Annotated in this window: 10 protein-coding genes; 3 read left to right on the forward strand and 7 right to left on the reverse strand. The window is 65.8% G+C overall.

The genetic code is table 11. From position 1 onward, the window contains the following. Positions 1-328 precede the first annotated feature (328 nt). Positions 329-961 (forward strand): carboxymuconolactone decarboxylase family protein, encoded by a 633-nt coding sequence (locus tag ABQZ09_RS16140; RefSeq protein WP_228315288.1) that lies wholly within the window; start codon positions 329-331, stop codon positions 959-961. Between the two features lie 63 nt (positions 962-1,024). Here the strand turns inward: ABQZ09_RS16140 and ABQZ09_RS16145 are convergent, their stop codons facing one another. Beyond that, the gene (locus tag ABQZ09_RS16145) at positions 1,025-1,315 is read right to left on the reverse strand and encodes a hypothetical protein (protein ID WP_052210042.1); all 291 of its coding nucleotides are present in this window, start codon (positions 1,313-1,315) and stop codon (positions 1,025-1,027) included. A 1,198-nt stretch (positions 1,316-2,513) separates the two neighbouring features. On the opposite strand from ABQZ09_RS16145, the gene ABQZ09_RS16150 reads away from it, so the two are divergent. Next, a complete protein-coding gene (locus tag ABQZ09_RS16150; RefSeq protein WP_228315289.1) occupies positions 2,514-5,324 on the forward strand; it encodes a S8 family serine peptidase in 2,811 nt (936 codons plus the stop codon). Between the two features lie 269 nt (positions 5,325-5,593). Here the strand turns inward: ABQZ09_RS16150 and ABQZ09_RS16155 are convergent, their stop codons facing one another. Next, entirely contained in the window at positions 5,594-15,793 is a 10,200-nt protein-coding gene (locus ABQZ09_RS16155) for an autotransporter-associated beta strand repeat-containing protein (protein WP_349777359.1), read from the reverse strand. Between the two features lie 725 nt (positions 15,794-16,518). Between ABQZ09_RS16155 and ABQZ09_RS16160 the strand changes: the two genes are divergently transcribed. Next, on the forward strand, positions 16,519-18,330 hold the full coding sequence (locus ABQZ09_RS16160; RefSeq protein WP_349777360.1) for an EAL domain-containing protein: 1,812 nt from the start codon (positions 16,519-16,521) through the stop codon (positions 18,328-18,330). A 100-nt stretch (positions 18,331-18,430) separates the two neighbouring features. Here ABQZ09_RS16160 and ABQZ09_RS16165 read toward each other — a convergent pair whose 3' ends face one another. The 5 genes from ABQZ09_RS16165 to ABQZ09_RS16185 all read right to left on the reverse strand — a co-directional run bounded on the left by ABQZ09_RS16165 (position 18,431) and on the right by ABQZ09_RS16185 (position 22,541). Next, entirely contained in the window at positions 18,431-19,351 is a 921-nt protein-coding gene (locus ABQZ09_RS16165) for a M14 family metallopeptidase (RefSeq protein WP_349777361.1), read from the reverse strand. A gap of 112 nt (positions 19,352-19,463) precedes the next feature. Continuing rightward, entirely contained in the window at positions 19,464-19,973 is a 510-nt protein-coding gene (locus ABQZ09_RS16170) for a ferritin-like domain-containing protein (RefSeq protein ID WP_039411375.1), read from the reverse strand. A 613-nt stretch (positions 19,974-20,586) separates the two neighbouring features. After that, positions 20,587-20,844, reverse strand: a complete 258-nt coding sequence (locus tag ABQZ09_RS16175) for a KGG domain-containing protein (RefSeq protein ID WP_039411372.1) — start codon at positions 20,842-20,844, stop codon at positions 20,587-20,589. Positions 20,845-21,081: 237 nt separating this feature from the next. Then, positions 21,082-21,390 (reverse strand): hypothetical protein, encoded by a 309-nt coding sequence (locus tag ABQZ09_RS16180; RefSeq protein WP_349777362.1) that lies wholly within the window; start codon positions 21,388-21,390, stop codon positions 21,082-21,084. Beyond that, on the reverse strand, positions 21,381-22,541 hold the full coding sequence (locus tag ABQZ09_RS16185; RefSeq protein WP_349777363.1) for an NAD(P)/FAD-dependent oxidoreductase: 1,161 nt from the start codon (positions 22,539-22,541) through the stop codon (positions 21,381-21,383). Before ABQZ09_RS16185 ends, ABQZ09_RS16180 begins: the two co-directional genes overlap by 10 nt. Positions 22,542-22,568 lie beyond the last annotated feature (27 nt).

Consider the following 22,568-nt stretch of genomic DNA (forward strand, 5'->3'; position numbering starts at 1 on the left):
CTCACAGGCCGCCACGACCACACGTCCTCGCCTCAGTGCATGCATTCCACACCGATGGGGTGGTCATCCGGATGCAACAGGCCAGCGTCAAACAGCATGCCGCTGCAACCACGCACGCCTGATGCGGCATCGACGTGCCGCCGCATGTCTAACCCATGCATGGTCGGGCAGGCGCTTGGAATCGCCTGCGTCTATCCCTAAATCTAGCGGAGAACCACGGCAGCCTGGCACGACGCAGTGGTCGCGCGTGTAGCGACTCGCCCTTCAACGCGGCCGCGGTCTGTGTCCTGCCCCTCCCCCGCGACAGCAGTTTCCGGAGTCAACCACCATGCCCATCTCGGACAGCCTTACGGCCCGGCAGCAGGCCATCGCCCCCATTGCTGCATTCGCCGCCACCGGCGATATCGATCGCCTGGACGGCGCCTTGAACGCGGGCCTGGATGCCGGCCTGAGCGTCAGCGACTGTAAGGAACTGCTGGTGCAGGTCTACGCCTACGCCGGCTTTCCACGCAGTCTCAATGCGCTTGCCGAATTGATGCAGGTCACCCAGGCGCGCCGCCAGCGTGGCCTCGACGATGCGCCCGGCACCCTGCCGGGCCCGGTGCCGACCGGGCCGGCGTTGCTTGCGTTGGGAACTGCCAATCAGACGCAGTTGGCCGGCGCGCCGGTGGCAGGCCCCCTGTTCGAGTTCGCGCCGACCATCGATACGTATTTGAAGACACATCTGTTCGGCGACATCTTTGGGCGCGACAACCTGGACTGGGTCAGCCGCGAATTGGCCACGGTGAGCATGCTGGCGGCACTGGAGGGCGTGGAAGCGCAATTGCTGGCCCATCTGAAGATCAGCATGAACATCGGCGTGAGCACGGCGCAGCTGAACGCACTGGCCCAGGTTCTGGATCAGCGCGTCGGCGCCGCCGCCGGAACGCGCGCCAAGGCGGCGCTGGCCAAGACCCGGTAAGCCCGTCATTGCCAGGATCATGCCGCATGCGGTCGGCGGCGCGCCGCAAGCCGGTGAAGCCGCCTATTCGGAAGCGCGGCGGTGCGGCGGCCGTCGCTGCGGTGCCATCCGCGCAAGCGCCTGCTTCCTGATCAACTGGTCGATGTACTGCTCTGCCAGTCGGGTGCCGATCTCCAGCGCGCTCTGCAGCGAGCCGAAAGTGGGCGCGCTGGCCAGCGGTACCGTGTGCCCGCATACCTGCAAGGTGTCCAGCACCACGCGTTGAGGCTCCAGCTGACGGGCGACGACACGATACGGCAGGCCCTGATCGGTCCCATCCATCGCCATCAAGGTGTCGCTTTGCTTGGTGCCCATCGACCCGAGGATAGCGGCGATTCCACACCACGCCAGCGTCTCACTTTGAATGGTTTATGCAGACGCTACCGGTGACGCTGCGATGCCAGGCCCTTCGCTGTCGGCAGCCCTTATTGGGCAGACTCCAGGGCAGCGCCATGCGAGGCGATGACGACGTCGTGGTGGTCGTGCCGCGCCTCGCCTGGCGACGGGCTGCTACGCGCCGGGGTCAGGGCGCCTTCTGCGTCTCACCATCAACGTTCGTCGACGGCTACCCGCCCGGTGACTCGCCCTCCCCTGCATGTAATGGCAGCGGTGGATAGCTCAAGGAGCAGCAAGTTGGCGGCGCCTGCCTAAGCTTAGGAAGCCTTGGCCGTCGACCCGGGGTGGAAGTGGCACGGCCAGTATTTATAGTGATTTATTCGCCGGCCACTAAAATATACTTTGACCCCTCATCTGGCGAATATTTCCGACGCGCCGGCTTGCCAGGGATATTTTAAATACTGGCGTTAAATAAACAAAATTATTCAAGCCATTCATTTTCATGCAACCGATTGCGCAATTTTGCGCAAAGAACGTCGAATTTTGCACAATCTCCGCGACAAGATTGCAGTCGATCCTCACGGCCGCGGCTTGATAAATAGATCGCGCGGCGTCCAAGCCATGGATAGCTTACCGATGCGACGCCCCTGATATTCAAACATAGCAGCTAGCAGAAGAGCCCGTTAGATGCCCTAACGTGCGCTTGAATCCGCTACGCCGGGTGGGCAATCCCCCTACATCTGCTAGCTGTTTCCCCTATTACATGCGATTTGGGTCTCATCTAGGATTGCCGCCCCTCGAGAAACGTGACCACTTATTGTCCAGCTCGGTGTCACCTTTGGTTCCAATAGGGCCATTCGCGCACCCTTTAATCCGATTTAGCTATGGATTAAATCGTAAATGGCTATCGAGCGGTTCCATCTCTGAATAGCAACTGTCCATTCAGATTTTAGAGGCGGCAGGTAGCGCCGTTAAACAATCCGCAAGCTGCGGCGATTGCAATCGTGCATCAGCCGGGTTTGTCGCAAGCGCTGCTCCGAGGGGACGGACTAGCAAACCCTCGAAGTGAATAACCCGTGAAATATATGCCTTCGCTGGCGCTCGCTGGCGCAGGGACCCTTTGCGCCAGATTCAGATCCAGCAGTAGCGGCGCGCCTCTTACGGAATCGACCAACCCATGAATCGCTCGCTGCTTGCAACAACCATCGCCTCCTGCCTTGTCCTGACCGCCTGTGGCGGCGGCGGTGGCGGTGGCAACGTCCGTAACGACCCGCCACAGAGCACCGTGATCGCACCAGCGCCGACTGTTCCGACGACGCCGGCACCGACCACGCCCGCACCAGCTGTTCCGACGACACCGACGACACCGACCGCGCCGACCACGCCGGACACCACTGCCGACCCGCTACCCAAGACCGCGCCGGTTCCGACCCCTGCGCCTGCCCGCTACCAGGGCGTGGGCAGCAACCTGCTGGTGCCGATCAATGCCGATCTGGCGCAGCAGGCCGGCGCTCGGGGTCAGGGGGTGAAGCTGGCGGTGCTGGACGACAATCTGGTGCCGAGCTACACGCCGATCAACGGCAAGGTCGATAGCGTCAACGATTACACCGCCAGCCCGGGCACGCCCGAGTCGTCGTCCAATGCGCTGCGCGGCCACGGCACGATCGTGTCGGCGCTGGTGCTAGGCTCGGCGCAGGACGGTTTTGCCGGCGGTGTTGCGCCGGATGCAGACCTGTTCTATGCACGTATCTGTGCAGAAAATTCCTGCGGTACCCAGCAAGCGCGTCGCGCAGCGGTGGATCTGGCCGCCTCCGGCGTGCGCATCGCCAACCTGTCGCTGGGCGCGTCGTACGCCGATGCCGCCGGCAGCGCCAATGCGGCCGCGGCGTGGCGGTTCGCACTGACCCCGCTGGTGCAGGCAGATGCGCTGATCGTTGCTTCCACCGGCAACGAAGGCGCGACGGAAGCCTCGTACCCGGCGGCGACGCCGGTGCAGGAAGCCAGTGTGCGCAACAACTGGCTGGCCGTGGGCGCGATCAATGTCGATAGCTCCGGGAAAGCCGCGGGCCTGACCAGCTATTCCAACCACTGCGGTGCAGCGGCGCAGTGGTGCCTGGTCGCGCCGGGCAGCTTCACCGCGCCAGCGCTGGCCGGCACCGAGTTGCAGGGCCAGGTCGCCGGCACCTCGTTCTCCACCGCAGCCGTCAGCGGCGTCGCTGCGCAGGTGCTGGGCGTGTACCCGTGGATGAGCGCGTCCAACCTGCAGCAGACCTTGCTGACCACCGCCACCGACCTGGGCGACCCGGGTGTGGACGCGCTGTACGGCTGGGGCCTGGTCAATGCGGCCAAGGCCATCAAGGGGCCGGGCCAGTTCGCCAGCAACTGGTCGGCCAATGTCGGTGCCGGCTACGACAGCACCTTCGGCAACGATATCTCCGGTGCCGGCAGCCTGACCAAGAACGGCACCGGCAAGCTCACCCTGAGCGGGACCAATACCTACACCGGCGGCACCACCATTGTCGATGGCGTGCTGTCGCTTTCCGGCAGCCTGCGCTCGGACCTTCTGGTCGCCAACTCCGCCACCTTCGAGTCACGCGGCGGTGTCATCAACGGCGGCTACAGCCTGGTCAACGCGACCGGCACCACCGCCATCGAATTGGGCAAGGGCCTCACCGTCACTGGCCTGGCCAGCCTGAAGGGCAATCTGCTGCTGTTGCCGGAAGCGGCCGGCTACACCGTCGGCAGCACCGAACGGATCGTCAAGGCCGGCGTCCTGCAAGGCACCTTCGACCGCGTGCAGTACGCCAACAATTTCTTCTGGACCGCCTCGCTTGCGTACGACCCGACCACCGTCACCGCAACCTTGACGCGGAATGCGTCGGCCGCGAGTGCGCAGGCGGCCGGTGCACCGCAGGCAGTGGTCAGCGGTGCAAGCCAGGCCGATACGCTGGTAAAGGTGCTGGATACGCGCGTGGCCGCCGGCGACACTGCAAACCTGGGCGGCCTGATCAGCGCCACCGGCGCGCTGCTGGCGGCTTCCGATGCGCAGGTGGCTGCATCGCTGCCGACGCTGGTCGGTCAGGTGCATGGCGTGGAGCGCACGCTGGGCTTCCAGTCCGCACTCAACGATGCCCGGGTTGCCGCCGATCGTCTGCCGTACCTGGCCGACACCACCACGCTGACCACCTGGATGCAGGGCAGCTATCTGGATGGCGACATGCGCCGCAGTGGCTTTGCCTCGGCCGACTATACCCAGCAGGCCACCACCGTCGGTGTGGATCTGCCGGTGGGCGGCGCCGGCACGGTGGTGGGCGCGGCGCTGACCTCGGGCCAGGATCGCGCCCATATCGATGCATCGGCCAGCCGTCTGCGCTCGGATCGCTATGCGATGACGGCGTATCTGTATCAGCCGCTCGGCCAAGCGTATGTGTCGGGCATCGGGTCGTACGGCATGAGCAATGTCGAGACCGAGCGCAACGTGCAGGCCGGCAGCATCGGCGAGCGTCTGCAGGACAGCCGCCACGACACCAACTGGTCGCTGCGCGCCGAAGTCGGCCTGATGCCGCACGCAGGGTTGTCGCCGTTCGTGGCGGCAGGTGTGGTCAGCCAGACCCAGGACGCGTTCAGTGAGGCCTCGGTGACCGGGTTGGGCCTGAGCGCCGGCAGCGACACCCTGCGCGCAGGGTATGGCGAAGTCGGCGTGCGTGGTCACCTGGTGCATGGCAAGTGGGGCTTCGATGGCCTGGTTGCGTATCGCTCGCTGCTGGGCAATCCGAATGCCGACTTCACCGCCTGGTTCACCGGTCTGCCGGAAGCACGCTTCAACGTGGCGGGCACGCCGGTCTCGCGGCAGGCCGTACGCGCCTCGGTGGGCGTGCGCTACGAACTCAACGATGCGTTCTCGCTGTATGGCAACGTCGGTGCCGAGCGCGGGCGTTCGGATTCGAACAGCATCAACGCCAACGTCGGTCTGCGCTGGCAGTTCTGATTGCAACGATGGCGTGCCCGGCATGCCATGGTCAGACGGGTGTGTCGCGTCAGCACTGCAAGGCCCCGGCATGCCGGGGCCTTCTGCTGTGTGGTGCCGTGCGGAGGGTCATGCAATTGCAGCTGAGCGACATCGTGGCCGAGGTCCGCAGTGGTCAGGCGATGCGCCGGAGGCAGGGCCGGCTCGCTGGCCAGGCAAATTGCCGATACTGAGCGGAAACCAAAAAGCCCCGGCAGGCCGGGGCTCGTTGGTTCACGCTGTTGCTGCGATCAGAAACTCCACCCCCAGGTCACCTGCCCGCCGTAGGCGGTCTGGCCGTCGCCGTTGAGTCCCTGCAACGACAATGCCATGCGGCTATTGGGCGAGGTGATCACGCTGACGCCCACCTCACCGATGGCTGCATTCTTGGCCAGGGTGACGCTTTGCACCGAGAACTGCGCACCGGTGCCGACAAAGCCCGCCGAGCGCTGCACGGCACGATCGCCGAAGGCATGCCGCCAGCCCACCGAGGCGTAGAGCGAAGCCTGCTCACCCAGTTCCCAACGCCCGCGCAGGCCTACCGTGCTGGTGGTGAATTCGTCCTTGGCGCTGCGGACAGACAGTGCGGCGATCCCGCCGCGCTCGTTGAACCCATCCGTCTTCAGATGGGTGTAATCGGCCGCGATGAACGGGCTGTAGACCGCGTTGCCGGTGCGCAGGTTCCAGGACGCTTCCAGCGAGGCGGTGACGGCGGTGGCATCGTAATCGCTGGTGAGCCGCTCTTCGAGCACGCCGGGCAGCATCACCCGACGCGAGCCGTCCACGCGGTAGTCGGCATAGTCCACCGCGCCTTGCAGCGAGAACGCAGACCAGTCGGCCTGGCCATACACGCCGACATGCGTACCGTCGATGTCGGCCCGGTCGCCCCACTCGCGCGACCAGCTTTCGATGTCCTGGCTGCCCACCGCAATGCCGACCACGCTGCGCTCCCCGACGCGCCGCTCGGCACCGGCCATGATGCCGTTGTCTTCGCGCCGCACCGAAATGGCATTGGCATCGCCATCGACCCGGTTGGGCAGGCTGCGGCCGGTGATCCACACCGTGGTCTCGCCGATACGGGTGTCCTGGCTGTCGCCACGCAGATGATTGCCGATGCCGCTGTAGAGGAAGCGACTGTCGAGCATCGCAGTGGCGGTGCTCGCATGGCTTTCGCCCGACAGCGACGCAAACGCGGTGGCCACCGCCTGCGCATCGTCCGGGAGACGGACCACGGCCTGGTACACCGGGCTGGTGGTGGGCAGGCCGTCCACTGCAGCGGCGGTGGACTGCTGGTTGGGCGTGGTCACCGCATCGACCATGCCGGTGGTGTTGCGGCCGAAGAAGACCGACAGCCCGGTTGCGCTGGTGCTGACATTCGGATCGATGAAGGCATAGTCGGAGATGACATTGGTGAATTGCCCGCTCAGCCCGCCAGCGGCGTTGACCACCGGAATCTCGGTGAACAATGGCAGGTCGGCCGCACGCACCACCTGCAAGGTGCTGCCCGGTGCCAGCGTCGCGGCGCCGCCCACCGTCACCGGCGTCACCACACCGCCGTTGCCTGGCGTGACCTGCACGGTGGAACCGGGGCCGATGGTGGCGTTGCCGCCAATGGTGACCGTGCCGGTGGTCCCGCCGATCGCCAGGGTGCCACCGGACGTGGTGAGACTGCCGATGGTCCCGCTGCCGGTCAGCGTACCGCCCGGTCCGACCGTCACCGGCCCGCCGATGGCGGCGCCCGGGTTGGCCGGATTGCCCACGCTCAGGGTGCCCGCGCTGATGGTGGTCGGGCCGGTGAACCCACTACTGTCCGCGGTGACCAACAACGTGCCCAGGCCATCCTTGAGCAGGGTGCCGGTGCCCGACAGCGTGCCGGCGTAGGTTCCATTGGCGTTCTGCAGGAACACCAGCGCGCTGTTGTTGGCGATGTTGCCCTGCAGGCTGTCGGTGTCGCCGATCAGCGTTCCGGCATTGACGGCGGTGCCCCCGAGATAGCTGTTGATCCCATCCAGGGTGACGGCACCGGCGCCGTTCTTGATCAGTGTGCCGCTGCCGCTGATGTTGCCGGCAAAGCTGCCGTCGCCGGCCTGATCGAACACCAGCACTGCGTTGTCGAGGATATTGCCCTGCAGGCTGGCGGTGGTGCCCTGCAACGTGCCGCTGGCAATGGTGGTGCCGCCGCCATAGGTGTTGGTCCCGGCAAGCGTCAGGACGCCGGCCCCCTGCTTCACCACGTTGCCGGTACCGCTGACGACACCGGCAAACGTGCCATCGGTGGCCTGGTCGAAGACCAGCGTGGCGTTGTCCACCACGTCGCCCTGCAGGCTGGCGGTGTTGCCGATCAAGCTGCCCGCACTGACCAACGTGCCGCCGGTGTAGCTGTTGCTGCCGGTGAGCTGCAGGACACCGGCGCCGGTCTTTTCCAGCGACCCGGTGCCGCTGACCACACCGCCGTACACGCCGCCGGTGGTCTGGTTGAACACCAGCGCTGCGTTGTTGGTGATGTCGCCCTGCAGGCTGGTGGTGTCGCCGACCAGGCTGCCGGCCGCAATGGTAGTGCCACCGGTGTAGCCGTTCGCCCCATTGAGCAGCAATGCGCCCGCACCGTCCTTGACCACGCCGCCGGTGCCGGTGATCGAGCCGTTGAAGACCCCAGCGGCCGCCTGATCGAACACCAGCGTGGCATTGTCGACGATGGCGCCCTGCAGGCTCGCACTGTTACCCACCAGCGTGCCGGCATCCACCGTGGTACCGCCGGTGTAGGCACTGCTGCCAGCCAGCGTCAGCGTGCCGGTGTTGGTCTTGATCAGCGCCCCGCTACCGCCGAGGCTGCCGGACAGGGTCAGGTCGGCCGGGTTGTCCACGGTGAGCACGGCACCCAGGTTGATCGTATTGCCCAACGCTGCGGCAATCGCGTTGCTGAGCACCGAGTCGCCGATGACCGACAATGCGCCGCTGCCCAACGCCGTGTTGCTGCCAACCGCCAGCGTGCCGGCGTTCAACACTGTGCCACCGGCGTAGCTGTTGGCGCCATCGAGCGTGAGCGTGCTGGTGCCATTCTTGATCAGGCTGCCCGCGCCGCTGATCGACCCGGACAATGCCAGGTCGTTGCTGCCGAGCAGATTCACCGCGCCGTCCAGCACCACTGCATTGCCCACCACCAATGCCTGATTGCTATCGAGGTTGGTGCCGGCGGCAGCCGTCAGGGTCCCCGTGCCCAGCGCCTGCGCATCGCCCAGCACCAGCGTGCCGCCGCCGAGCGCGGTGCCACCGGTGTAGCTGTTGGCTGCATCCAGGACCAGGGTGCCGGTGTCGAGTTTCTGGAGCGCGCCGGTGCCGCCGATGGCGACATCGATCGTGCCGGTGACACCGGGATCCACCCGGATGATGGTGGTGGCGGCATTGGCGCTCAGCGCGCCTGCTCCGCCGTCGCCGAGCACATAGCCGTCGGTGATGAACTGCATGCCGGTGATGCCCTGGGTGCCCTGCACGCCCACCGTGCCGGCGCTGCCGGCAAACACTGCAAAGCTGTTCTGCCAGGGGCTGTTGGTGAGTCCGTCGATCGAGGTCCAGTTGGTGCCGCCCGCAGTCCATGCGGCGGTTCCGCCATCGACGCTGCCGTTGGCCACGGTCTGCGCGCCATCCCAGAACTGCACATTGCTGCCGGGCGACAGCACCACTACGTTGACCTGCTGGGCAAGTGCGGTCTGCAGCGTCAGCTGGGTCGGGTCGATGGTGCCGGGCAGCGTGCCGATATCCAGCCCATTGTTGGTCAGCGCGCCGACGTAATCGATCAGGCGATACACACCCGTGCCGAAGCCGCCGATGTCGGTGATGTTGAGCGTGCCATCCAGGGTCAGGTCGCCGTTGACCGCCAGCACGCCGGTCTGGCTGGGTGTGCCCAGCAATGCATCGAGGGTGGCGTTGGGTGCCATGTTCAAGCTGCCGGTGGTCAACACTGCACCACTGGTCACCACCAGCCGGCCCCCGTCGTTGACGGTGACAGCCGCATCGACCACGCCGCTGCCGCTCAGCGTGCCGCCGGTGCCCACGTTGACCCCGCCGATGCTGGCGAGCGTGCCGTCCACATCCAGCGTGCCGCCGGAGATCTGCGTGGTGCCGCCCAGTGCGCTGGCACCGGTGAGCTGCACGGTGCCGTTGCCCACCTTGTCCAGGTTGCCGGTACCGCTCAGGCTGCCGGCAAAGCTGCTGCCGACGTCGTTGACGCCGAGCTGCAAGGTGGTGCCGCCGAGGATGGCGACGTTGCCCTGCCCGGTCACCGCGCCCAGCGCGGCGTTGCCGCCCAGCGACAATCCGGCGCCTGCCGCCACATCCACCGCGCTGGTGGTGCCCAGACCGCCGGCAGCGGACGTGGCGAGCACGCCGGCCTGCACGGCCACCGGACCGCTGAAGCTGTTGGCGCCGGACAGGGTCAAGGTGCCCAGGCCGGTCTTGGTCAACGCACCGGTGCCACTGAGCGCGCCGATCAACGCCAGATCGGCTGCATTGGCAATGCTCAGGTCCGCGCCCAGGTTGATGCTGTTGCCCAGCGCCAGGGCGATCGCGTTGCTCAAGCTGGCATTGCCCAGCACCGACAGGCTGCCGCTGCCCAATGCCGTGTTGCTGCCAACGGCCAGCGTGCCGGCGTTCAACAACGTGCCACCGGCGTAGCTGTTGGCGCCATCGAGCGTGAGCGTGCTGGTGCCATTCTTGATCAGGCTGCCTGCGCCGGCGATCGGCCCGGACAATGTCAGGTCGTTGCTGCCGAGCACATTGACCGCCCCGTCCAGCACCACTGCGTTGCCCACCGCTAATGCCTGATTGCTATCGAGGTTGGTGCCGGCCGCAGCCGTCAAGGCACCAGTGCCCAGCGCCTGCGCATCGCCCAGCACCAGCGTGCCGCCACCGAGCGCGGTGCCGCCGGTGTAACTGTTGGCTGCATCCAGGACCAGGGTGCCGGTGTCGAGTTTTTCAATGCCGCCGACGCCGGAGACAGCGACGTCGATCGTGGCCGTGGCGCCGGGGTCGACACGGATGGCGGTGAGCGGCGTGGTCAGGTCCAGCGCACCGCCACCGGCATCGCTCAGGCGGTAACCGTCGGTCACGAACTGCAGCCCACCCACGCCTTGCGTGCCCTGCACGCCTACCGTGCCGGCGGTGCCGGAGAACACCGCAAAGTCGCCCTGCCAGGTGCTGTTGGCCGTGCCATCCTGTCCGGTCCAGTTGGTGGCGGCGCCCCATACACCCGCGCCGCCATCGACCGTGCCGTTGGCCACGGTCTGCACGCCGTCCCAGAACTGCACGATGCTGCCCGGCGCGGTGACCACGAGGTTGATCTGTTGGCCGATGGCGGTCTGCAGTGCGAGTTGGCTGATGTCGACACTGCCCGGAATGGTTCCGAACAGCACGCCGTTATTGGTCAACGCGCCGGTGTAGTCGATCAATCGATAGACGCCGGAACCGAAGCCGCCGATGTCGGTGATGTTGAGCGTGCCGTCCAGGGTGAGATTGCCGTTGACCGCGAGCAGACGCGTGGTGCTCGGCGCCGCAAGCGAGACATCCAGCAAGGCACCCGGTGCCAGCGTCAGCCCGCCGACGCTGAGCGAGGAGCCGCTGGTCAATGCCAGCCGCCCGCCGTCGCCGATGGTCACCCCACTGGCAATGCTGCCGTTGCTGCCGCTACCGGTCAGGGTGCCGCCCAGCGCCACATTCAACGCGCTGGTGCCCAGGCTGCCAATCACGTCCAGGGTGCCGGCGCTGACCTGCGTGGCGCCTCCGATCAGGCTGTTGCCCAGCAGCCGCACGGTGCCGGCGCCGACCTTGTCCAGGTTACCGCCCCCCCCAAGACTGCCGGCGAAGTCGCCACTGCCCAGCTGCAAGGTGGCGCCGGCATCGGTATCGACGCTGCCGGCGCCGCTGAGGGTGTTGATCAAGCCGCCACTGGTCAGGTTCAAGGACGCGCCAGCGGCCACATCGACCGTGCTGGCGTTTCCGAGCGAGGCGGCCGTGCTGGCCACCAGCGTGCCGGTCTGAATCGCGAGCGGGCCGGTGTAGGTATTGCTGCCACCTAGGGTCAAGATGCCCAGACCGGTCTTGGTCAGGCCGCCCGCACCGCTGATCGTGCCGCTGGCCAGCATGTCCGCTGCGTTGTCGACGGTGAGTGCCGCACCCAGATCGATGCCATTGCCCAGCGCCACGGCAATGGCATTGCTCAACACCGCGTTGCCGGTAACCGACAGGCTACCGGTGCCCAGCGCGGTGTCTGCGCCAACCGCAATGGTGCCGGCGGTGAGTGTGGTGCCCCCGCTGTAGCTATTGCCGGCCGTGAGCGACAAGGTGGTGGCGCCGTTCTTGATCAGGGCGCCGGTCCCGCTGACCACACCGCTCAAGGTCAGGTCGTTGCTGCCGTCCAGGCTGAGCTGGTCGTCCAACTGCACCGCGTTGCCCACATTCAGCGCCGCCGTGGTGTCCAGTTGCGCTGGCCCGCCGACCAGCAGGCCGCCTGCACCCAGGGCCGCCGCGTTGCCGAGCACCAGCCGGCCTGCATCCAGCGTGACGCCACCGCTGAACGTATTGGCATTGCCCAAGGTCAATGTCGCGGCGCCCTGCTTGTCGAGACTCCCGGCACCGCTGATCACACCGTTCAATGCGATGTCCTGGGTGCCGGGCAAGCGCAACGCGCCGTTCAATGCGAGCGCGTTTGCCAGGTTCACCGAGGTGCTTGCATCCAGCGTGGTGCCACCGGCCGCCGTCAGCGTGCCGATGCCCAACGCCGCATCGCTGCCTGCCACCAGCCCGCCGGATTGCAGCTGCAGGCCGCCGCCCCAGGTATTGGCGCCGTTGAGGGTGAGGGTCTGGGTGCCGCTTTTGACCAGGCTTCCTGCACCATCGATGACGCCGTTGAGTGTCAGGCTCCCACCGTCGATGCCGAGTGCGCCGTTCACCGTGAGCGCATTCTGCAGACTGAGCGCCGTGCCCGCAGTGAGTTGCGTGCCATCGGCTGCGGTGAGTACCCCGGTGCCGAGCGCGGTGTTGCTGCCGACCACCAGGGCGCCGGCGTTCAACGCGGTGCCGCCGGTGTAGAGGTTATTGCCGGTCAGCGTCAGTGCGCCGGTGCCTTGTTTGATCAGGCTGCCTGCACCGCTCACGGTGCCGCTCAGGTCGAGGGCGTTGTTACCGGTGAGCGACAGCGCGCCATTCAAGGTGACGTCGTTGCCTACCGTGGTGGCCGTCGTGGCCTGCAGCTGCGTGCCATCGGCTGCGGTCAACGCGCCGCTGCCCAAGGCGGCGCCCGTGCCGATCAGCAGTGCGCCCGCGTTGAGATCCACACCGCCGGCAAACGTGTTGGCACCGGTCAGCGTGAGCGTCGCGTTGCCGTTCTTGACCAGACCGCCGGCACCACTGACAAGCCCGGTGAGCGAAAGATCCTGGCTGCCGCCGAGCAGCAGATCGGCATCCAGCACCACGCTGTTGGCAAGCGAGCGCGCGGCCGTGCCATCCAGCAGGCCGCCGGCAACGGTCAAGGTTCCGGTGCCCAGCGCTGCATCGCTGCCCAGCAGCAGGCTGCCGGCGGCCAGACGCGTGCCACCGGCATAACTGTTGTTGCCGGCCAGGGTGAGGCTGGCGGGGCCGAGCTTGTCCAGGCTACCGACGCCAGTGATGTCGCCAGTGAGTGAGAGTGCATTACTGCCCGCGATGTTGACCAAGCCGGTCAGTGCAATGGCGTTGGCGAGCGTGCTGACTGCAAGGGTATCCAGCGTGGTTCCCGCCGCGGCGGTGAGCGCGCCGACACCCAGGGCGCTGTTGCTGCCGATGGTGAGCTTGCCCGCGCTCAGCGTGGTGCCGCCGGTATACGCATTGGTGCCGCTCAGGGTGAGATCGCCGCTTCCGGATTTGACCAGGCTGCCGGCACCGGTAATGTCGCCGTTCAATGTCAGCGCCTGCGCGCCGTCGAGCGTCAGCGCGCCCGTGGCGAGCGTGATCGCATTGCTCAGCACCGTCGGCGTGGTGCCCTGCAAGTTGGCATTGCCGGTGACGTTCAGTGCGCCGCTGCCCAACGCGTTGCCATTGGTGAACTGCAAGGTGCCGGCGCTGAGGGTGGTGCCGCCGCTATAAGTGTTCAGCCCTCCCACGGTAAAGCTGCCGGTGCCGAGCTTGTTCAATGCACCGGTGCCGCTGATGGTGCCCGCCAGATTCAGGGCGGTGCCATTGCTGCCCATCCCTACGCTGCCGGTCAGGGCGATGGCATTGCTGAGCGTGGCCGCAGCCGCTGCATCGAGCACGCCGCCGCTGGCAGTGAGGGTGCCGGTGCCGAGGGCGGCACTGTTACCGACTACCAAGCGTCCACTGCTCAGCGTGGTGCCACCGGTGTAGCCATTGGTGTTGGACAGCGTGAGATCACCCGCGCCGCTCTTGATCAGGCTGCCGCTTCCGTTGATGACACCGCCCAACGTCAGGGCCTGGGCGCCGGTCCAGCTCAGGGGCCCGGACAGGTTGACGGCGTTGCTCAGGGTCAGCGGCGCACTGGTGCTCAGGTTGGAGGCACCGGTGACATTCAACGCGCCGGTACCCAGTGCAGCGGCATTGCCCACCTGCAGGCTGCCGGCGGCGAGCGTGGTACCGCCCGTATAGGTGTTTGCAGCATTGAGCGTGAGTGCGCCGGTGCCGGTCTTGGTGAGGCCGCCCGTCCCTGCGAGCGTGCCGTTCAAGGTGAGCGCATTGCCGCTGGCGCCCAGCCCCAGGGAGCTGTTCAGCGCGAATGTATTGCCCAAGGTCAATGGCGCCGTCGTATCCAGCAGCCCGCCTGCCGCAGTGACGGTGCCGGTGCCGAGTGCGCCAGCGGTTTCCAGCACGGTCGTACCGGCACTCAGGGTCGTGCCGCCGGCATAGGTGTTGGTCCCGCCAAGGGTCAGCGTGCCCGTGCCGGTCTTGTTCAGTGCTCCGGTTCCACTGATGGTGCCTCCCAGGCGAACGTTGTTCGTACCGCCGATGCCCAGCGCGGCGTTGAGCACGACCGCGTTCGGCAGGTTGAGGGCGGTGCCGGCCACCAGGCTGCCACCGGCGGCGGTCACGGTGCCGGTTCCCAGCGCGCTGTTGTTGGCAACGGTCACTGCACCGGCACCCAGGTTGACGCCGCCGCTAAAGGTGTTGGTCCCAGTCAGAGTCAATCCGCCGGTCCCGGTCTTGGTCAGTGCACCGACACCGGCCAGCGTGCTGCCGATGGTGAGGGCATTGCTGCCCCGCACCGTCAGGCCGCCGGCAGCGAGGGTGATGCCACCGGCGGGCGCCAGGGTCAGGCCGGCGGCAGTGGATTCCAAGGTGCCGCCATTGGCAGTGATCGCGGTACCGAGCTGCGCCGGTGTCGAAAATTGCAGGACGCCACCATTGAGCGCGCTGCTACCGAAGTTGCTTGCACCGCCCAAGGTCCAGGTACCGCTGTTGACGCGCAGGCTGCCGAAATTGATGTACTGATCCGTGCTGACGGTGCCGGCGCCAGTGGTGCCACTGCCGGTCCCGGTGACGGCGTTCTGCAGGATCAATGTATTGGTGCCGCCGGCACCACCGTCCACAACACCGGTGCGCGCAAAACTCAGCAGGCCGCTGGGGCCCAGCAATTCCAGCGCCAGGCCACCGCCATTACCGATGCTGCCGCCGGTGACTGCGGTGAAGGTGTTGGTGCTGTTGGCACCCATCGACACGCTACCGGTGATGGTGCCGGCATTGACGAAACTGTTGCCTATGGCCGAACTCTGAAAGCCGACGCGCCCCTCGATGGTGCCGGTGTTGACCGCGTTGACGGTTCCGCCGCCCGTGACTGCGATCACCGGCGTGTCAGCCCCCAACACCGACAGGTTGAGCAGCGGGCGGTTGCTGATCAGGCCAGCATTATTGATCTGCACGACACCGCTGTTGGCCGAGGTGAGGCCCAGCGCCATGCCGTCGAGATTGAGCAGGTTCGCTCCCAGCAGGCTTCCCGTGCCATAGATGCTGCCGCCGAGAAGATTGTTGGCCACCACCGACGTGGACGTCGCATTGCCCATGGTGACGCCGCTGCTCAACACCGACAGAAGGCCGAGCACGGACGGATCGATCGAACCGCTGTTGTTGAGCGTTGCGTTGGTGCCGTTCAGTGCGATGGCGGTGCCACCGAGCAAACCGGCTGTCATCTGCGTACCGGAGGCCACATTGACGGTGAGGTTGTTCGCGCTGCTCGCAAACGCATTGCCGGTGAGCGCCAGCCCCGTGCAGGTGATGGTTGCGCCCGCCGCAGGCAGGGCCGGTGTACACGCCCCCCAGGCCAGCGCCGGCGCGGCGGCCCCCACCGCAAGAATGACCAGGCTCGGCAATGCACGGCGTGTGGATCCAGGTTTACGTCGCCGCCGTACCAATTCGTGCGTGACCACCCAATTGCCGATGGCCGCGTTCCAGACAAGCGCAAATGCACGATTCATCCTGATTCCCCCTGATAGCCGCGCTAAGAAGTTGCGTGCATGCGCGCACGCGCCCCCGAAGACGAATGAACTAACGATCGAGATGGTGAGAGCGTGAGCCGCTTCAGCTCATTCGCTTGAGGCCGATAATGATTAATACCAATCCTGGTCAATCGACTGCGCAGATTAATAGGCGATCCGCCTCGAAGTAACCGTGACGAATATCAATAACCTCAAACCCATCTGTTGCACGGATATAATCTGGGAACCAGATTGCATCTGCCCGCTTGAAGGCGAATCGTCGGCAGGCGCAAGCGACAAAATCCATTTTGGAGAGCCACTTTGTTGGATATATCAGTAGCTTGGCGGCCCACACCATGCCGCTAGAACGCGACTCTGGCTGGATGCATCAAGCAGGCTCATTATAATGAGGTCAATGAAAGCGAGCCGATCGGTATGGCGCCATGGCCTGGAAACCATCTCGCAGTGCAAAAAGAATCGATGTCGGATTATCTGGCTGAGCCCGTCTGGATCGATAGGACCACTGCAATGGTCGACCCCGATTTTCCGATGCGCCATGGGTATATCGCGTTCGTCCGCCGCCCTTTGAATTACGAATTGCACACTCTTGTCGGGTTTGTTATCCCGGCCCCTCTAGCGGCAAGTGACTGGTGCGTGATGGAATCGGACGGCGCAGGTCGTCACTCATCGATGACTTCGATTTGTTTTTAGTGGCCATGCAGTGTGTGATCTTCAACACGGAACCTGACGACATGACGCTTGCTCTGGATGACAAAAGGCGCGACCGCCAGTTCGACTGGTCAGGTGTGCCAATCGATCTCGGCGGAATGGAACCGTTGGAGCAGATTGCACGGCTGGTGTGCCACGCACTGGTAGCGCCGGCCGCTGCGTTGACCATTACCGAAGGCGGCCGCATGCGGGTTCTTGCGGCGCGCGGCATCAGCACCAGCCACGTCGAGCAAGCCATGGCCCTGTGTGAGCACGTGCCGGCGTCGGCCAATGGCGTCTTGGAACTCATCGAACACGCGGCGCTCGCGCCGATCCAGCTCGGCGACGCGGCATTCCCGGGTCTTCCTGCACGGTTCATCGCCTGCGTGCCGGTCGGCGCGCCGCAAGCCGGGATCACTGGCGCCTTGTGCGTGATCGATACACGCGAACGCAGGCTGGCCAGTCAGGAGCATCAACAGCTGCTGATGTTTGCCAACGTGGCAGCCGCGCAACTGGAACTGCAATTCGGTGCCGGCCGCCGCGAGCCGCATAGCGGCCTGCTCAATGCGCGTCAGCTGCAATCGGACCTGGATGCGCTCGCCTTCGGTAGCCATGCGGTGCCGACCATCGCCGCCTTCATCGAGGTCTACGACACGCAGGCTGCCAACGAGGCGCGTCAGGCACTCGGGATGCAGCCCCTGGAAGAATTGATCCGGCATGCCAGTTTCGTGCTGACGCGTGCGCTGCGTGGCAAGGCCACGGTCTACCACGTCGCGCCGATGCGCTTTGCGTTCTTCCTTCTGAACTCTGCGCCCGACGAAATGGAGGACCTCCTGCTGGACCTGCGCGACATGCTGCACAAGCCGGTGGACGCGGCCGGCGTACCGATGTCGCTGACCTTCCATGCCGGCGTGGTGCGCTTCGCACCGCAGCAGCCGGACACCAACGATGTCATGCGCAAGGGCCTGGTGTCGCTGGGCGATGCGATCAACAACCATGCCGTGGTGTGCTGGTACAGCGCCTCGCAGGACGACGCCATCCAACGTTCGTACCGCCTGGCGCTGGATGCGGAAAAGGCGCTGGACGCCGGCGACTTCCGGTTGGTGTTCCAGCCGCGTATCGACTTGGAAGACCTGTCGGTCATCGGTTTCGAGGCGCTGCTGCGCTGGCATCACGTCAGTCTGGGACCAATTGGCCCGGATGAATTCATCCCGCTGTTCGAAAAGACCGCGCTGATGTGCACGGTCACCAACTGGGTGATCGAGAGCGCCCTGACGCAGTTGGCGCAATGGCGCACCCAGGGGCTGGATTTCTGCATCTCGATCAACCTGTCTTCGCGCGATTTCGGCAACATCAATCTGGCCGCGGACGTGATCAACCGCTGCAACGACCTGGGCATTCCGACCAGGCGGATCGAACTGGAAATCACCGAGGGGCGTTGGTTGCGCAGCAATGTGGAGGCGGTGCCACGCCTGCGCGCCTTGCGCGACGCCGGGGTCAGCGTGGCGATCGACGACTTCGGCACGGGCTACAGCAATTTTGGTTACCTCACCGAACTGCCGGTCAATGTGCTCAAGCTGGATCGGTCGCTGGTCACCGGCATCGCCACCAAGGCCGGCATGCAGATGCGCGCCGAAGCAGTGGTACGGCTGGCCAGCGCCCTGGGATACCGCACCGTCGCCGAAGGAATCGAGCATGCCGACGAGATCGCGCTGCTGCGCAGTTGGGGCTGCGATGAAGCGCAGGGCTACCTGCTGTCCAAGCCAATGGAAGCCCACCTGGTCGCCGCCTATGTGCAGGAGGCCAGCGCACGTCGCCGGCTGCCCTGACCTGCGTGCCTGGTGCGCATGCGGCGCCCCTGCCATGGCCCGGCCACCTCAGTTCCGCGCCAAGGCGGCGGGTTGAACGCGACGTGCCGGCGCAGGCCGCTCAGCGATGTTGCAGCGCGTACTCCAGCGCGGCACAGACGGCCGTCACCTGCGCCGTATTGCATTGTGCAGGCGTGGCGCGCGGGCTGTCCGGATAGACTTCGGTGGTGGTGCGATAGCGTGCGTCCGTGACCCCGGCACACAGGCCCAGACGCCGTACCGGGTAATGGATGACGCCATGGCCGGCCACCGGCGCGCCGATGAGCTGGCCTTGCGCATCGGCCGGCGCAATATGCGTCACCTGCCCCACCGCAGCGATCACCGCCTGCTGAAAGGCGGGCTGCGGGTCTTCGCTGTCGCCGACCAGATAGAAACCATCCGGGATGCTGCCGGGAACGAATGCAACGCCGTCGCGTGCCGCCAGCGCAGGACGGAACTCGCTCTCGTCGCTGTTGGTGGTCTCATGTAGATCGATATGCACCAGCATCGTGTCGGCGGTGGCCGCCACCAGTTGCATCAGTGCCGCAGATTCTGCGGCCGGGCTGTTGGCGCGGAACGCGCGATTGGGGTCGACTGCCTCTGCGTTCCAGCGCTGGATCCGCTCGTAGCCCCAGGGATTGACGCAGGGCGCGACCAGCAGATTGCATGTGCCCGCGTAATCGGCTGCGCGCTGCTGCAGGAACTGCAGTGCGCCGTGGACCCCGCTCGTCTCATAGCCATGCACGCCGCCGGTCACCAGCGCGCACGGCAGGCGCGGGTCCCAGCGGGCGCTGCGCAGCGCCAGCAACGGGTACCGGGTTTGTTCGGCAACGACAGTGCCGTAGGGAATCAGTTCGTAGCGGTCGGCCAAGCCCTCGATCGGACGCACAACCTCGTCCCTGTAACTGCGCTGTACGCGCTGACGGGCGCGCCATGCGTTGCGTTCGCCCTCGCCCCAGGCGTGGCCGGGGGTGCCGATCGGATAGCCGGAATGCGCAGTCATACGTAAAACCATTGCCAGAGAGGGCGCTAGGGTAGGCGCTTGCATTGCAGAAACAAAAAAGGCCCCGCCGTGCGGGGCCCATCGGGCTGCCGTTGACATCACCAGACCAGGTTCACTTCTTGGCAGTGACGCCCGGTGTGGCATCGCGGACCAGGAACTCTTCGGTCAGCTCGGGCAGATGTGCCAGCAGCCAGTCGGACATGGCCTGCTCCTGCGGCAGGATCTGCTCGCACACGCGCTGGGTCTCGATGTCGCCCACCGTCTTTGCCGCACCCAGCAGCGCGGTGTAGGTCGCGATTTCCAGATTCTCGAACACGTAGCTCGCCATTGCTCCCTTCACGATCTCGTCGGAGGTGGTCATGCCGCCCATGGCCTGGCCAAAGGCAGCCATCTTGCCCATGGTGTCCTTGATCACCGACGGCGAGCCGCCGAGGCGTTCGATACAGGACTCGACCAGGCGCTGCTGGCCCAGGGTCTCTTCCAGATGCTGCTCGATACGCGCCTTGAGCTTGGGGTAATGCTCGATACGCGCGGCCTGGGCCTTGAGCATCTGCTCGGCCTGCTGCTCCATGGCATGCGCGTCGCGCAGCCAGTCCATCAAATTCTCTTTGGGTTCGGCCATGTGCAATCTCCTGTTGATGTGCGATGGCTCCAGCCTGGCCTGCAGCGCATGAAAGATGCGGCTGCTTCAGGTGAATGGTGCGTAGTGCTTGCACACGCTGTTGACATGGAAGAGCTGCTGCGTGCGTGGCAGTGCAGCTCACGTGGTAACCGCCGGTTTTGGCCAGCGTGGGCGTCGGGAACGTGAGCTTCAGACCCGGGGCAAGATGCGTTGCGCTTGGCATCGTGCGTGGTCGCAACCGATCACACCACCTGCATCGTCAATACTCTCGCCGCGTAGGCAAGGCGCTCGTCCACGTCCCCTGCAAATTCTGCCGACCGGGCGCCCCGCGTACGCCCAACAGCGAAATTTTTCCCTGCAATCGATGGCGTGCGGTTGGAGGGCTACAAAAATTTCCGCTCGGCTGATCGGCACTTTTCGGATCAGGCGGTTATCGCCGCCGCGTTTGCTGCGGCATCCCGATTGGTGCTGTCGAGGCAAGCGGCGTGCAATCGATTGTCTAGCAAGCCCGCATCAAGCGACGCTCGCAAAACGCAGCAGGCCCCGCGCCGCATGGCGAAGGGCCCGCATTCCACGTGCCGCGTTGGCATGCCCTCGCATGCCGCTGCGGGGGTTACGCGGATTCTTCCTGTGGCTTGGCCTGCTTGGAGCGCCCGCCCTTGCTGCCGATACGCGACATATGATCGCGATCGCGGCTCACCGCCTGGCCGCCCTTCCGACCTGCTTCGCGTGCCTCGTCGCTGGTGAATTCGTGCGCATTGCCGCTGGCATGCGCGGCCTTGCCACCGCTGCTGGCCAGCAGGCGGCGCTTTTCCGGGTCCAATGCGGCAAAGCCGCGCCGGCTACGAGTACTGTTCTGACCGTCTTCCACTGTGCCTCCTCTCGATGCTTCGGGTACGTCATTGGGTAATGGGCCTACCGCAACAATCGTGCCAACCCGAAACACCAGGCCCGGCCGGGGCAGACGGACACAGGCAGGAAAAAACCGCTGCGCTCGCTGTGCAAATCTTGCACACCTGACCGATCTGCGCCGGACCCATTGCGGCGCAAAGGCAGGTAGCGCTACCAGCCCAACCCGGACGGCATCACTCCGAGGTCTCTGGCGCCGCTAGAGCAAGGTCACGTCATGCGCGCGGACGATCAGCTGGTCCTGCCGAAAGCGCCGTTCCAGCTCGGCACGATAGCTGTGCCACCACGCTGTATCGAGCGCGTCGGCCATGACCTCGTAGATCACCAGGTCGTCGCGCACCAACTGCGCGCCATCTTCCCGCCAGGCCCCGCTCACCGGCGCCCGGGTGTAGGCGGTGATGCCGCCGAAGCGCTCGGCCAGCTCGCTGTGGACACGGTCGAACAGGCTCGATGCAAACGGCTGGCGCTGGTTATCGGTGAGCGGCAGCAGCAGCTGGATCAGATACATGCGGTGCCCACCTTTAGGTCGGTCGGAGGTGTGTCGACGGGAGCCGGGTGTTCCTGCAGCAGCGCCAGCACATGTTCGGCGATGCTCAGGCACGCGGTCAGCCCCGGCGATTCGATGCCGAACAAGTTGACCAGGCCAGGAATGCCGTGCCGTGCCGGTCCATCGATGCGGAAGTCTGCGTCCGCAAGCGCCGGCCCGTGGATCTTCGGGCGCACGCCGCAGTAGCCGGGCTGCAGGGCATCGTCCGGCAGGCCTGGCCAGTACCGGCGGATGGCAGCGACAAACGCGGCCGTCGGCGCCGGTGCGCAACGATAGTCCGGTTGCACCACCCATTCCACGTCCGGGCCGAAACGCGCCCGGCCGTGCAGGTCGAGGGTGAGATGCACGCCCAGCCCGCCCGGCTCGGGCAGCGGATAGATCAGCTGCCGGAATGGAGCCCGACCGGCCAGGGTGAAATAGCTGCCCTTGGCAAAGAACGCCTGCACCTGCGCGTGCGCGGGTAGGCCCGCGATCGTAGCGGCCAGCGATGGCGCGCCATGACCGGCCGCATTGATCAACCAGCGGCAGGTGAGCGAGGTGGCAGCATCGTCGGCAATCACCACGCGCACTCCCTGCGCCACCGGTTCAACGCGCTCCACCGCCGTGCGTAACGCGAAGGTGGTGCCGTGCGCCTGTGCATCACCCTGCAATGCCAGCATCAGCGCATGGCTGTCGACGATGCCGGTGCTCTGCGATTCCAGCGCAGCGACGCACTGCAGTGCGGGCTCGCGGGCGCGGACCTGGGCAGCGCTGAGCGGAATCAATGCAGGGGCATGACTGAGCGCCGCATTGTGCTGCAGGCGATCGAGTTGTTGCTGCTGTGCGTGATCGCAGGCGACGACGAGCTTTCCGCAGCGTCCGTGCGGCACGTTGCGGTGCGCGCAGTACGCATAGAGCAACGCATTGCCGCGGACGCACAACCGTGCCTTCAACGAACCGGGCCGATAGTACAGACCAGCATGTATCACCTCGCTGCTGCGCGCACTGGTGCCCGTACCGATGGCCGCTTCCGACTCCAGCACCAGCACCGTGTGGCCCTGCACTGCAAGGCAGCGTGCGATAGCGAGCCCGACGACGCCTGCGCCCACCACGATGCATTCGACGTCATGCATGACTACGCTCGTTCGACGGCGGGCCAG

The organism is Xanthomonas sp. WHRI 6106 (genome assembly GCF_040202405.1).
Classification (GTDB): domain Bacteria; phylum Pseudomonadota; class Gammaproteobacteria; order Xanthomonadales; family Xanthomonadaceae; genus Xanthomonas; species Xanthomonas cannabis.